The sequence below is a fragment of the Microcoleus sp. B4-D4 genome, from assembly GCF_036705185.1.
Lineage (GTDB): Bacteria > Cyanobacteriota > Cyanobacteriia > Cyanobacteriales > Microcoleaceae > Microcoleus.
This window is the reverse complement of the sequence record NZ_JAUBTX010000011.1, coordinates 124,207-137,466: the sequence shown is the minus strand read 5'-3', so window position 1 is coordinate 137,466 and position 13,260 is coordinate 124,207. Positions and strand designations below refer to the sequence as shown.

The following is a 13,260-nucleotide window of genomic DNA, read 5'->3' as shown; positions in this document are numbered from 1 at the left end:
ACTGGTATACTAAAGTCTATTCCTACCTTTCATCCCTGGACTAAAGTCACAGGGTTTTCAGGGGTTTATTTATAAATCAGGCGTTTTCGTGAGTTGCAGATTATCTTCTGGCTGTGCAGTTACTTGCCGATTTGGAGAATGTGCGGCAATTATCTGGGCACCTGCTTTTCGTAGAATGTCGAGGTAGCTGGCGATGAGACTACCCGTGAGGTTGGCCGCCAACTGTTCGATTAGATGGCCAGCTAAGCTTTTGACCTCTTTTTCCTGCAACAGCACCCGCTGCACGTCGAAATCGGCGTCAGAGTAGCTGCGGATGCAGGATAGGAGTTGTGTGATGCCGAAGTCGTCTAAAGCTTGTTGGTAGCCGCGAGAAAATTCGCTTCCGTCGCTGGAAGGTTTTATCATGGTAATAGCTCTCTTTGATTTTTAGAGCCACAAGCCAGCGACGAACTTTCCTAGGGCGCGCGCTGGCTTTTGACTTTTCCGAGTATAGCGCAATATGCAGCACATTTACAGCATATATGTAGCAGAATCGACAAAACGCTGTAAATATATCACACTGACGATCGGCTTAGATAAGAAAAAATCAACCTCTGATGACGAAACGCCTATCAACCTCCATCGCAGATGGAATTTATGACCAACTTCAAGATTGGGCAAACGAGGAACGCCGTTCAATCAGCGGCTTAGCAGCATTCCTTTTGGAGAAAGCTGTGAGAGAGCACCAAGAAAAGATCCAAAAACAGCCGCCACCCTCTAATGAAAAGCAGGACTCACAATAAAGTTTGTGCGAAATCATTGGCGGGAAACTTGCAATTAGACAGAAATTCAATCTCTGATGACGAAACGCCGATCAAAATATTTAGCAGACGGAATTTACACTCGCCTTGAGGAATGGACTAAACAAGAAGGTCGATCGACTAGCAATTTGGCAGCATTCCTGTTAGAGAAAGCTCTTGTAGACCATGAGGAGAAACTGCTAAAACAGCAGTCTTTGTCTGATGAGAAGCAGGGGCAGCAGTAAAGTGGATGCTCCCATAGCCCGCAATCAACTGCGATCGGCTTAAACAAAACTAAATCTCCGATGACTAAACGTTTAACCACTTATTTAGCAGCAGGAATCTATGACATCTTTATACGACAAGGACAAATGGAAAAATGACCCTTACTTTCGATCGAGCTAATTATAGCAATTTGCTGGCAGAAGTCGCTCCACGGGCGATCGAAACCGAGGAAGAATACGATCGCCTCCTAGCAGTCGCAGAGGGGCTGACGTTCGCCAAAAACCGTACTCCCGAAGAAAAAGCTTTACACAAGTTATTGGTAACGCTCATTGAAGTTTACGAGGCCCAAAATTATCCGATCGACAAATCCGAACCTCACGAGATTTTGCAACACATCATGGAAGCCAGCGGCACCCGTCAAGCTGACTTAGTGGACATCATTGGATCGAGTGGCGTAGTGTCTGAGGTTGTTAATGGCAAGCGGGCAATTAGCAAAGCACAAGCTAAGGCACTCGGCGATTATTTTAAAGTGTCGCCTAGTTTGTTCATTTAATATGATGTAAATGCCAATTTTCAACACTCATACAGCAGTCTTCCGTAGGGTGTGTCGCTATCCACAATCTTTAATAAAGACGGCTAATTTAATAGCGACGCACCTGGTAGGTTCAATGAATCAAGAAGCCAGCCATTTTTTTTTAGCAAGCTTTTTTATTGGCAATGAAATGTTGGATTTGTTTGTTGACATATTGACAAAAATAAGGTTCGTCGCTATCAGATTGTCGCTTTTTTTGAGGATTGTTGATGTATCCGCACCCTACAGTTACTATTGCTGCATTCTTTTTTTTAACTGGTATTTTTTAATTAAAAACCCGGTTTCTTGGAGAAACCGGGTTTTTAATCAGACGTTATTTATCCGCGTGTCATCGCACTTAATGGCTTAAAGCGAATTCCGGCAATCTCGGTTCAGATTCGCCACTCGGCAATACCTTCACCTGACCGTTTTCATCCACATCTACGATCGCGCTTTGGCCTTCTTTCAGCTTCCCAGACAGCATTTCCTCAGCCAGTACATCTTCCAACAACCGCATGATTGCGCGCCGCAATGGTCGAGCACCGTAGCTGGGATTGTAGCCTTCTTTAACTAACAGTTCCTTGAACGCTTCTGTCACCGACAAAGTGATACCCTGTTCCGTTAAGCGACTGAAAATTTCCTGCAACAAGATGTCAGCAATCTGCTTGATTTCTTCCTTATTCAACTGCCGGAAGACAATAATTTCATCCAGACGGTTGATAAATTCAGGACGGAAAAACTGTTTCAGTTCTTCGTTTACCAAACTCCGCACGCGGTTGTATTGAGAGTCTGCTGCGCTTTCAGTAAACTCGAAACCGAGGCCGCCGCCGCCTTTTTCAATCACCCTCGAACCGATGTTTGATGTCATCACCAGCAGCGTATTCTTAAAGTCTACTGTCCGACCTTTCGCATCGGTCAAGCGGCCGTCTTCCAAGATTTGCAGCATCATGTTGAAGACATCGGGGTGAGCTTTTTCGATTTCGTCGAACAAGATTACTGTGTAAGGACGGCGGCGCACTGCTTCTGTTAGTTGGCCGCCTTCGTCGTAGCCGACGTAACCCGGAGGCGAACCGATGAGTTTGGAGACGGTGTGGCGTTCCATAAACTCGGACATATCTAACCGAATCATCGCTTCTTCGGAACCGAAGAAATAGGAAGCCAAGGCTTTTGTCAGTTCCGTTTTGCCGACGCCTGTGGGCCCGGAAAAGATGAAACTGGCGATCGGGCGATTGGGATTTTTCAAGCCAACCCGCGCGCGGCGGATCGCCCGAGAAACTGCGCTGACAGCTTCTTCTTGACCGATTAAGCGCTGGTGCAATGTGTCTTCCATGTGCAGCAGCAATTCCGATTCCGATTCTGTCAGCTTGCTAACTGGTACTCCCGTCCAATTTGCCACGATGTGGGCGATGTCTTCTTCAGTGACGATGGGAGAGATTCTGATCTGGCTTTTGTTGATCGTAGCTTCAGCGATTTCGGCTTCGATTTCTAATTCGCGATCGCGCAATTTGCCAGCTTTATCGAAGTCTTGTTCGCGCACCGCAGCATCTTTTTCTTTGCTAACAGCCGGAAGTTGTTTTTTGAGTTCTTTAACTTCGGGCGGGGTTTGCGAGTTCAAGACGTGGACGCGGGAACCTGCTTCGTCAATTAAGTCGATCGCCTTGTCTGGCAAAAATCGATCGTTAATATACCTGTCTGACAGTGTAGCCGCTGCTTCTAAGGCTGCATCGGAGATTGTCAGTCTGTGGTGCTGTTCGTAGGCCGATCGCAAACCGTACAATATTTCTATTGTTTCAGCCACGCTTGGTTCGCCGATTTTAATCGGTTGGAAGCGGCGTTCTAGGGCTGCGTCGCGCTCGATATGCTTGCGGTATTCATCCAAGGTTGTCGCGCCCACACACTGCAATTCGCCTCGCGCCAGGGCTGGTTTGAGCATATTGGAAGCGTCCATGCTACCTTGAATCGCGCCTGCACCAACTAAGGTATGAATTTCATCAATTACCAGAATGATATTGCCGGCAGCGCGAATTTCGGCCATGATTTTCGTCAGCCGTTCTTCAAATTCGCCTCGGAATTTTGTCCCAGCAATCAGCGAACCCATATCGAGGCTGATTACTTGTTTGTCTTCTAAAATTTCCGGGACGTTTCTGTTGACAATGCGCTGGGCGAGGCCTTCGGCGAGGGCTGTTTTGCCTACTCCCGGTTCGCCTACGAGCACTGGATTGTTTTTCGTGCGGCGGCCCAACACTTGGATCACGCGCTCGATTTCATTTTCGCGGCCCACCACGGGATCGAGTTTGCCGCTGGCTGCTAGCTTGGTTAAGTTTGTGCCGAATTCTTCTAAAGTCGGGATTTTGCGATCGCCGCTATCCCCCCGGCCTCCAGATACCGCCGCGACTTCTCCCACTGCACGAATTACCTGCGTGCGGACTCTCTGGCGATCGATTCCCAGGTTTTGCAGCACCTTCGCCGCCACCCCTTCATCGTCTTGGATCAGCCCCAGCAGGATGTGCTCTGTGCCGATGTAATTGTGTCCTAACTGTCGCGCTTCGTTCAGCGCCGTCTCAAAAATGCGCTTGACGCGGGGGGTAAACGGAATTTCCGGCGGGAGGAACCCGGAACCTCTACCGATGATATTTTCAATTTCATTGCGCGCCTCTTTCAAGTTGAGGCCCATATCCAGTAATACTTTTGCAGCGATGCCAGTGCCTTCGCCGACGAGTCCTAAGAGAATTTGCTCGGTGCCTACAAAATTGTGGCCGAGGCGCCGCGCTTCCTCTTGGGCTAGCATGATTGCTTTAATGGCTTGTTCTGTAAAGCGTTCAAACATATTTTTTCTATCCTACTGTCTTGGCGAGGGTTGTATCGCTGCTGGTGAGGAGCGATTTGGAACACTACACAAATTATATATGTAAATTTTTGTGTATTTCCTTTAATTCAATGTATCGCTACTAAGAGGAGGCGGACAGTGGGGAGAGCCGAATAGTTGGGGTGTGTTTGCCGTCTGGTTGTGCGATCGAACTGTGCCAAGGCAAATTAATCTTATCAATCACCATATCACTCATCTCCTAATCTACTGTGTTGCCGTTCCCCTGTCAAGCATTCTCTTAAAGCGAGCTATCGACAATGTTTCTTCGGGCGATCGGGGAATGCTTTTGTTTCAAATTACATACTTTGAGCAAAAGTATTGCACCCCAAAGCAATTTTATTTTAACAGTTTGACTTGCCCGCTGGCGGTCAAAAACCGTTTTTTTTAACTAAAATCCTTCGTTGCAGCCTGTAAACTTGGTAAAAAGCCCGGTTTCTTTGGGCTTAGTGCGTGCAGGAATCAACAGGTTAAGGGGCTTATGGGCGATCGCCATTTTCAGAAGGCAGGAGGCTTTTATGAACTCACCCTTAAAAGAGGGAGATTGAAACAAGGACATTGTACACCTCGCTGCCAGTATTCTCAGTATAATTATTTATTTTACTGAGCTTTAAACTCACAACTAAAGTTTTAATTAATATTTTTCACCTCCTGCCTTCTGCCTCCTGCTCTCTGCCTTTCTTGTAAAATTAGCGGCATTTTGAAATTGCCATTAATCGCCTACTTGCAAAATCTGCGATCGAAACTTAAAACCGTGAAACTTTCTTGTATTTTTTGCCTTTAAGCAATGACAATTTCCCGATTTTAAAGCCATTGTGGAAGCAACTGTTTAATAACTTTTACAAGCCCGATCGCAATTTGAATCAGCGGCCAACCCGCAAAACCGATTAACACCGCCCAGCGAGTTTTAATATCCAAACCTTGGCGAACCGCCACAATTACAGATAGCAAGCTCCACACAGCTAATATCCGCTCTATCCCTTCTCCCAGCAAGGGAATTAACGTTAAAAAATTCAGCACTTGCGGGGCGTAAGCAAATCCGATCGGAACCAACAACTCCCCATAACTTACATGACCTGGTTTCAGCCACTGCCCGATTTTAAAGATAGTGAAAGTCCAAAAATAATAACCCCCCACCAGTGCCAAAGCATCTATCCAAAGTGCTAACAATAACACGGATAGCTCAGTTCGATTGATTAACAAAATGACGGCACTGCCAAAAACGCGGGACACCGCTGCTAAAATTACAATCGTTAAAGCTATCCGCTTCGTTCTGGCAGTGTAGGGAGTTTTTTCGTAAAAGTTGCTGTTCAAAGAAAGTGCGTTCCAAAGCGTTCTTCGCAAACCTGCAATTGAATCTTCTCCCCTCACCTTTAACTCCTGCTCCTCAAGATAGTTGACAACTAGGACAAAATAAGCTCTAATACAGCAAAATCACCAAAATATTTCTACATAATTAGGTAATTAACAGGCATTCTACCAGATTTTCTTAAATGCTAAGATTGATTTTGCAGATATTTGCGTGGCTGCGCGGAGGAAGTTTAAATTTGTTGCTCATCGCAGCTCTAATCCTGCTAGTTTGGGGCATTCTTTCGCCAGTGGGAACTGTTATATGGTGGCTGGGTCAAAGTGCCGAAACTTTGGGTTTCAAGAAAAATTCGCCGGAGATATTGCCCCCGAACGACAGCAGCCCGGAAGCGCGCAAGTCTTCACCGAGCAATTGTTATATCATCTTTTTACCGGGAGTTGGCGATTTTTCGGGGGACGAACTAACACCGGGAGAAGCATTTTTTCTCAAACATTTAGTTGAAAGTCACCCGCAGTGCGTAGCCGTGGGGGATATTTTTCCTTATTCAGCTTCTAACAAAAGTTTAGGCGGACAGCGCTGGCTAGCTCCTTTTTGGCGGTTTGCAGCACAGGCAAAAAGTGGGCCGATTGGGGCGGATATATTCATCAAAATCCGCAATCTTTGGAGGTTTGCAATTTCTCTCGATTATCGCTACGGTTTGGCATACAATCAGGGAATTGCTCATGCAATTATCGAGCGAATGAGTGCTAAATCTCCGATTTCAGCTAATCCTCAAAAACCTTTGCAAGTTATTTTAATTGGCACTAGCGGCGGCGCACAAGTTGCTTTGGGTGCTACTCCCTATCTTAAAGAATGGCTGAAAGCAGAAATTACTGTTATTTCAGTTGGGGGCGTGTTTTCGGGAGAAAATGGTTTTGCAGAAGCCGATCGCGTTTTCCATTTGCGCGGCACTCGCGATTCAATTGAGGATATTGGCGGCATAGTTTTTCCGACTCGCTGGTACTGGTTCGCGACTTCCCCGTTCAATCAAGCTCGTTTACAAGGACGCTACGCAGAAGCTGTCAGCGGCCCTCAAAAGCACGACGGCGATGAGGGATATTTTGGGGAAGATCGGGCAAGTAACGGTGAAAAGTATGTAGATATTACGCTGGATAAGATTAATCAATTGCCTGTTTGGTCTGATGGCGCGTCCGATTGATGAGTTTTTACATATTCGGTGCCTATACAACTATCGGACATCATATAAATCGGTAACATCAGCTACTTAGCATTTAAATTGGATCTAAAGAAATAATAAAATTCTCCTGGGTTCTTGCTCCGCAGCACCGCCCGGAATATACAATTTAAATGCAGAATAGCTTAGTCATTAGTAATTAACTGTATCATTGTTCGTTGTGCGTCGCTTGAAGCTTGGCCTTGTTGCCTTCGAGTCTCTACCGCAGTTCCCGACGCGCGATGCCCCATTCCCTATTCCCTATTCCCTATTATCAATGTCTCGACCAACATTATATATTGCCATCACCAATCACGGATTCGGCCACGCTGTCCGAACTTCCTCTGTAGCTGCAAAAATTCAAGAATTAAATCCAGATATTTTACTAATTATCACCACAACAGCACCTCGTTGGCTGCTAGAATCTTACATTACTGGCGACTTTATTCTCCGTCCCCGCGCTTTTGATGTGGGAGTAGTGCAAGCTGATAGTTTGCATATGGACAAAGAAGCGACACTGGAAAAGTTGCGGGAAATTCGGAAAAACCAAAATTCGATAATTGCGGGCGAAGTTAATTTTATCAAGCAAAATCGAGTGGGTTTGGTGTTGGCAGATATTCCTCCTTTGGCTGCGCGAATGGCGGCATCTGCTGGGGTTCCTTGCTGGATGATGAGCAATTTTGGCTGGGATTTTATCTATCGAGATTGGGGCGGGGAGTTTGTAGAAATGGCAGATTGGATTGGCGAATGTTTCCGAAAGTGCGATCGGCTTTTTCGCCTGCCTTTGCACGAACCGATGCCAGCTTTCCCAAATATTCAAGATGTCGGCTTGACGGGCGGCAATCCTCGCTACAGTAACGATGAAATTCGGGAAGTATTCGGCATTAAATCACCGCTGGAAAAAACTGTATTGCTGACTTTCGGCGGCTTGGGTTTAGAAGCAATTCCTTATCAAAATTTACAGCTATTTAGCGATTGGCAATTTATTACTTTTGATGGGGTGGCTCCCGATTTGCCGAATTTGATTAAAGTCAAAAATCAAGAATTTGCACAATCTTTCCCGATTTTACCGCGTCCTGTCGATCTGATGCCTGTCTGCGGGCGCTTGGTTTCTAAACCGGGATACAGCACTTTTTCGGAAGCTTTGCGCTTGGAAATACCTGTTGTTTCTATTATGAGAGAAGGTTTTGCAGAAGCTCAGGTGTTGTTGGAGTGGCTGAAAAATTATGCGGAACATCAAGTGGTGACGGCGGCGGAGTTTTTTGAGGGGGATTGGGAGTTTTTGCGACAGCCGCTGAATCCGCCGCGTTTGTCGGATAAGTTGGATAAAAATGGTACTGAGGCGATCGCCCAAGCTGTTGTAGACTATTTTAAAGATCGGGATTAGGATGATGCTGATTTATGATCTCAAATCCCAATGGATAAATCTTTGATTGATTCCACCGCAGATTAACGCAGATTAACGCAGATATTTTCCTGAGCGGAAAGCGATTGAATGCAATGCAAGTCTAATTTGGTCTAAAATCTAAAATCTAAAATCTAAAATCGAATGCTTCATCACCAACAAATACTCAGAATTCAAACTACAGGGAAGTCTCTGTGCAACATCACTCCTAAGATAGAAGATGCGGTGGCGAATTCGGGTATTGAAACAGGACTTTGTAGCTTGTTTTTGCGCCACACTTCTGCTAGCTTGGTGATTCAAGAAAATGCTGACCCGGATGTACTTAAGGATTTGGCTAACTTTTTGGCTAAACTTGTACCGGAGGGCGCGAGTTACATTCACGATGCGGAAGGCCCAGACGATATGCCGGCGCACATTCGCACTGCGCTGACTCATACTTCGGAACAAATCCCGATCGCGCGCGGTAGATTATTGTTAGGAACTTGGCAGGGAATTTATCTCTGGGAACACCGCCAGCGCGGTCATTTTCGCGAATTAGTCGTTCACGTCAGCGGCGTTGGATCGGAATTTGCACCTCGCTGATTTTAGTGGCTTCGGCCGTCATCGGGGAATTGTAAAAAAAGCGGCGCGGCGGCCCGACTATTTCGTATTCGGGATGTTCTTGAAGCCAATCTTTGAGTTTCTGGAGGTTATTTTCGTAACTTTCCCAAGTGTAGGCCCCGCGCACGCCGATACTGACAACAGTCATCGGTGAAGTGTCGGTGATTGCAACAGCAGAGTTAACGCTACTGGGGGCGATATTTGGTGCCGGGTAAAGGAAAGAAACTTCTGCAACCGGAACTTCATCGATTTGCTCGGAAGTTTCCGTGTAGCGCGCTTCTACTGGCGTTGTCATCGCAATTTGATTGTTGCTGATGTGTTCAAATAAGGGATTGAATGCGATTCCTGTAGCTTGTCGCAAATCGCCTGCGTGGGTGTAGGTGACAGCGCGATACTGGGGATATTGCTTAACTTCTATGACGCCAATCTGTGCCGGCTCTGGGAATCCACTAGGTAATGTCATTTTAGATTTTAGATTTTAGATACTTCGGCAACGCCGGCGTACAAGTTTGAGATTTGAGATTTTACACTAAATAATGAGGCAATACTTACTCTGCAAGGGTTTGCTAGTTGCTTGCAGTTGCGTTTTTTTGGGCAACTGCTATAAATAGGCTGAGATTGTTTGCAGCCGATCGCTCTAGCGGCACAACCATTTTAGCAGTTATTTAGAGCGATGCTAACTGTCGATCGCCTAGAATTAGTTGAGATATTTCTTGCTTAACCTCGTAATAATACGGACGGCGCTAAGTAAGCAGAGAAACATCAATCTAGTTGTCCTTAAAAAATTAGCGTTTTTCAGGGGTGTCTGCTATTTATGTCGGAAAAGATTCGGCTGTGCCGATCGAGCTGTGCATTTTCAGTTATTGCCACGGTTATCGCGCTCAGCAACGCCGCTCAATTATATCGCTTTCAGGGAATGACATATGAAAAAGATTCTAGTGATTGAGGACGATCGAGTAATTCGGGAGAATATTCTCAAACTCCTCAAAGCCGAAGGTTTCGACGTGACGGGTGCAGAAAATGGGGCGCTGGGTTTAAATGCCGCGGTGTCAAGTCTTCCCGACGTGATTCTTTGCGACGTGATGATGCCGGAACTTGACGGGTACGGGGTGCTGGATGCCTTGCGATCGCATCCTGTTACTGCTACAGTACCTTTTGTTTTTCTGACCGGTAAAGCCGAGCGCTCTGAAATGCGGCAAGGTATGGAATTGGGAGCAGATGATTACCTAACTAAACCTTTTACTAAAGCTGAGCTTGTGGGCGCGATATCCAGCCGCTTGAAAAAACAAGCAGCTTTTGCCGAACAGCAGCATAATTTGCGATCGCAAAGCAGCGCATTACTCCCAGATGTCACCGACAAATTAGAGCAGATCGAAACAAGTTTGCGTGCAGCCTTGGAACGAGAAGAATTCCAAGTTTACTATCAGCCGCAGGTCAATGTCCAGACTGGAAAAATTATGAGTGCTGAAGCTTTAGTGCGCTGGCTGCATCCCGAAAAAGGGCTGATTTCGCCCGCAGAATTTATTCCCGATGCCGAAGAAACTGGCTTCATTATACAATTGGGCGAGTGGGTTTTGCAGACAGCTTGCAGACAAATACAGGTTTGGCAAAATGCGGGTTTTTCCTTGCAGCAGGTAGCGGTGAATCTGTCGCCTCGCCAATTTCACCAACCAGAACTCAGCAGCAGAGTTGCCGAAATTTTAGCAGAAATTGGTTTAGCACCGAGCAGTTTGGAATTAGAGCTGACCGAAAGTTTGATGGTGGAGGATGCCGAAAGTGCGATCGCGACTTTGCAACAATTGAAAGATTTGGGAGTTTCTATCTCTATTGACGATTTCGGCACTGGCTATTCTTCTTTAAGCTATCTGACGCAATACCCCTTTGATGTTTTAAAGATCGATCGCTGTTTTATCAGCAATATAACCGACGGTTGCACAAATGCAGCGATTGTCAAAGCTATTATTGAAATGGCGCACAGTCTCTGTCTTGAGGTAATTGCCGAAGGAGTTGAGACAGAAGCAGAAAAAGATTTTCTGTGGCGCTACGAGTGCGATGCCATGCAAGGATATTTGTTCAGTCCTCCTGTGCCGGCAGCGGATTTTGAAAAGTTACTGGAGGCAGGCAAATAGAATATCGCTGAAGTCAATATTTGTCCTATAATCAAGTGCGATCGGGGTGGAATATGATTGAATAATCCAGCAGTAAATTTGACTCGCTCAAATCAAGTAATAAAAAAAATAAAGATGTTTACATAGCTGTTCAACTAACTATAGCGATCGTATTTTTAGCGATTATGTCCAATTTTTTTGTCATCGTCAACGCTGGAGAACGGGGCGTGATGATGCAGTTTTGTAAAGTGCAAGAACAAATACTCGGAGAAGGACTTCACATAATTCTCCCCATAGTTCATACCGTACAAAAGTTGAGCGTCAGGGTGCAAAAACAGGAAAGTGCCGCTGAAGCTTCCTCAAAAGATTTGCAAGATGTTTTCACGGACGTAGCGCTGAACTGGCACATTGTCCCAGAAGAAGCAAATGCTATTTTTCAACAAATAGGTAACGAAACAGCAGTGGTCGATCGCATTATCAATCCCGCAGTCGAAGAAGTGCTTAAAGCAGTCATGGCTAAGTAGGGCTTGCTGAATCAGTGGTTCAAGTAAACACTGTATGGATTTTCGGACGAAGAAAGGTAGTAATGGTGCAAGAAAAACAGGTATAATGACTCAAAACCCGTGCATCACCATTTGCGAGCGTGTACAGAAAAGTTGAGCTTGCCCCAAGCCCCCCATCCGACTTTGAACTCCCCTTTGAAGGAAGGTTGGCAGCAGATAACCGTTGGGTCAAAATGGCCCAACTAATTCCTTGGTCGGAATTTGAAGAAGATTATGCTGAAAATTTTCCAACCGAAATGGGCGCACCAGCCAAATCATTTAGAATGGCATTGGGGGCATTAATCATCAAAGAAAAACACGGAATTAGCGATAGGGAAACAGTAGAACAAATTAGTGAAAACCCCTATCTGCAATACTTTATCGGTCAATCAACCTACAGTAATGAGATCCCATTTTACCCATCACTATTAGTCCACTTTCGGCAACGAATCAGTGCGAATCTAATTAATAAAGTCAACGAACGCCTGGTGGAAAAAAGCCGCGAAACCACCCCAAAGCCGCCTGAAAAAAAAAGGATTCGGACGCAAAAAATGAATCACCCAATCAAGGAAAATTAATCATAGATGCGACTTGTGCCCCAGCAGATATTAGCTATCCCACTGACTTAGGACTATTAAACCGAGCCAGAGTTCATACAAAAAAAATCATCGACATCCTCTATAAATCTCTCAAAGGGCCAATCAAGAACAAACCCAGAACCTACCGAAAAATAGCCAGAAAAAACTACTTAGCAGTAGCCAAACAAAAACGACCGTCGCGCCATAAAAAGAAACAAGCAATTAAGAAACAACTGCAATACATCAAAAGAAACCTCGCTCATATTGAACAACTAATCGAATCAGGTGCCACCCTAGAAAGTCTGATCAAAAAGCAATATAAAACCTTGCTAGTCCTCACAGAAGTCTATCGCCAACAACTCTGGTTATGGTCAAATAACAAACAGAGCATTGAGGACAGAATAGTAAGTTTAAGCCAACCCCACATCCGTCCCATTGTCAGAGGAAAAGCAGGAAAACCCGTAGATTTTGGAGCCAAACTGTCAGCGAGTTGCATTGAAGGATATATATTTTTAGACCGGATAAGTTGGGATAACTTTAATGAATCAGGAGACTTAAAAGCACAAGTAGAAGCCTTTAAAAATTACACAGGATACTATCCAGAATCAGTCCATGCAGATCGCATTTATCGAACCAGGGAAAACCGAGCCTGGTGTAAAGAAAGAGGAATTAGACTGAGTGGGCCGCCGTTAGGAAGGCCACCATCAATTGTCAGTAAAGAAACAAAGAAACAAGCCTGGGAAGATGAGAGAATTAGAAATGCGATTGAGGGCAAATTTGGGACTTGCGTAAAAGAAGATTTAGCCTGAATCGGGTGATGGCTAAACTTGATAATACTTCTGAAACAGCCATTGCTATTACTTTTTTAGTAATGAACCTTTCTACCTGGTTAAGACGGGTTTTTTGTGTGTTTTTATGTCAAAAACCGAAAATCATACCTATTTACGGTTTAATGATTATCAAAAGCTATAGCTGGGCAAGTTATAGAAAACAAAAAGTTATGTCTCGTCGAGCTTGAATCACCCATCAAGTGCGATGCCTACGGCTGGCTACGCCTAGGCGATTTT

12 protein-coding genes and 1 pseudogene are annotated in these 13,260 nt (G+C 45.3%); 9 read left to right on the top strand and 4 right to left on the bottom strand.

Translation table 11 applies throughout. From position 1 onward, the window contains the following. Positions 1–69 precede the first annotated feature (69 nt). Positions 70–405: a hypothetical protein gene (locus QUB13_RS12055; RefSeq protein WP_333380910.1), complete on the bottom strand. Its 336-nt coding sequence runs from the start codon at positions 403–405 to the stop codon at positions 70–72. A 191-nt stretch (positions 406–596) separates the two neighbouring features. Here QUB13_RS12055 and QUB13_RS12050 point away from each other — a divergent pair, with 191 nt between their 5' ends. From QUB13_RS12050 to QUB13_RS12040, 3 genes are all read left to right on the top strand, one after another. After that, positions 597–782 carry a ribbon-helix-helix domain-containing protein gene (locus tag QUB13_RS12050; protein ID WP_193975303.1) on the top strand — a complete coding sequence of 62 codons (186 nt, stop codon included), beginning with the start codon at positions 597–599 and terminating at the stop codon, positions 780–782. 56 nt (positions 783–838) lie between these two features. After that, positions 839–1,024 carry a ribbon-helix-helix domain-containing protein gene (locus QUB13_RS12045; protein ID WP_194010384.1) on the top strand — a complete coding sequence of 62 codons (186 nt, stop codon included), beginning with the start codon at positions 839–841 and terminating at the stop codon, positions 1,022–1,024. Positions 1,025–1,158: 134 nt separating this feature from the next. After that, positions 1,159–1,557 carry a helix-turn-helix domain-containing protein gene (locus tag QUB13_RS12040; RefSeq protein WP_333380908.1) on the top strand — a complete coding sequence of 133 codons (399 nt, stop codon included), beginning with the start codon at positions 1,159–1,161 and terminating at the stop codon, positions 1,555–1,557. A gap of 376 nt (positions 1,558–1,933) precedes the next feature. Here the strand turns inward: QUB13_RS12040 and QUB13_RS12035 are convergent, their stop codons facing one another. Both QUB13_RS12035 and QUB13_RS12030 read right to left on the bottom strand, forming a co-directional pair. Continuing rightward, positions 1,934–4,402 carry an ATP-dependent Clp protease ATP-binding subunit gene (locus tag QUB13_RS12035; RefSeq protein ID WP_333088912.1) on the bottom strand — a complete coding sequence of 823 codons (2,469 nt, stop codon included), beginning with the start codon at positions 4,400–4,402 and terminating at the stop codon, positions 1,934–1,936. 840 nt (positions 4,403–5,242) lie between these two features. Beyond that, complete coding sequence (locus tag QUB13_RS12030) at positions 5,243–5,809, bottom strand: hypothetical protein (protein WP_333380906.1); 567 nt, start codon at positions 5,807–5,809, stop codon at positions 5,243–5,245. A 122-nt stretch (positions 5,810–5,931) separates the two neighbouring features. Between QUB13_RS12030 and QUB13_RS12025 the strand changes: the two genes are divergently transcribed. The 3 genes from QUB13_RS12025 (at position 5,932) to QUB13_RS12015 (ending at position 8,947) form a co-directional block, all read left to right on the top strand. Continuing rightward, complete coding sequence (locus tag QUB13_RS12025; protein ID WP_333380905.1) at positions 5,932–6,945, top strand: hypothetical protein; 1,014 nt, start codon at positions 5,932–5,934, stop codon at positions 6,943–6,945. A gap of 292 nt (positions 6,946–7,237) precedes the next feature. Further along, complete coding sequence (locus QUB13_RS12020; RefSeq protein WP_333380903.1) at positions 7,238–8,347, top strand: glycosyl transferase; 1,110 nt, start codon at positions 7,238–7,240, stop codon at positions 8,345–8,347. A 162-nt stretch (positions 8,348–8,509) separates the two neighbouring features. After that, positions 8,510–8,947, top strand: coding sequence for a secondary thiamine-phosphate synthase enzyme YjbQ (locus QUB13_RS12015; RefSeq protein ID WP_194010390.1), 438 nt, complete (start codon positions 8,510–8,512; stop codon positions 8,945–8,947). On the opposite strand, the gene QUB13_RS12010 is transcribed toward QUB13_RS12015, so the two are convergent. Then, positions 8,913–9,428, bottom strand: a complete 516-nt coding sequence (locus QUB13_RS12010) for a heme-binding protein (protein ID WP_333380900.1) — start codon at positions 9,426–9,428, stop codon at positions 8,913–8,915. The genes QUB13_RS12015 and QUB13_RS12010 overlap by 35 nt on opposite strands. Before the next feature lie 460 nt (positions 9,429–9,888). On the opposite strand from QUB13_RS12010, the gene QUB13_RS12005 reads away from it, so the two are divergent. The 3 genes and pseudogenes from QUB13_RS12005 (at position 9,889) to QUB13_RS11995 (ending at position 13,211) form a co-directional block, all read left to right on the top strand. Continuing rightward, entirely contained in the window at positions 9,889–11,094 is a 1,206-nt protein-coding gene (locus QUB13_RS12005) for an EAL domain-containing response regulator (RefSeq protein WP_333380898.1), read from the top strand. A 164-nt stretch (positions 11,095–11,258) separates the two neighbouring features. Then, entirely contained in the window at positions 11,259–11,597 is a 339-nt protein-coding gene (locus QUB13_RS12000; protein WP_333380897.1) for an SPFH domain-containing protein, read from the top strand. A gap of 119 nt (positions 11,598–11,716) precedes the next feature. After that, positions 11,717–13,211 (top strand): annotated as a pseudogene (locus tag QUB13_RS11995) (IS5 family transposase). The last annotated feature ends 49 nt before the right edge of the window (positions 13,212–13,260 follow it).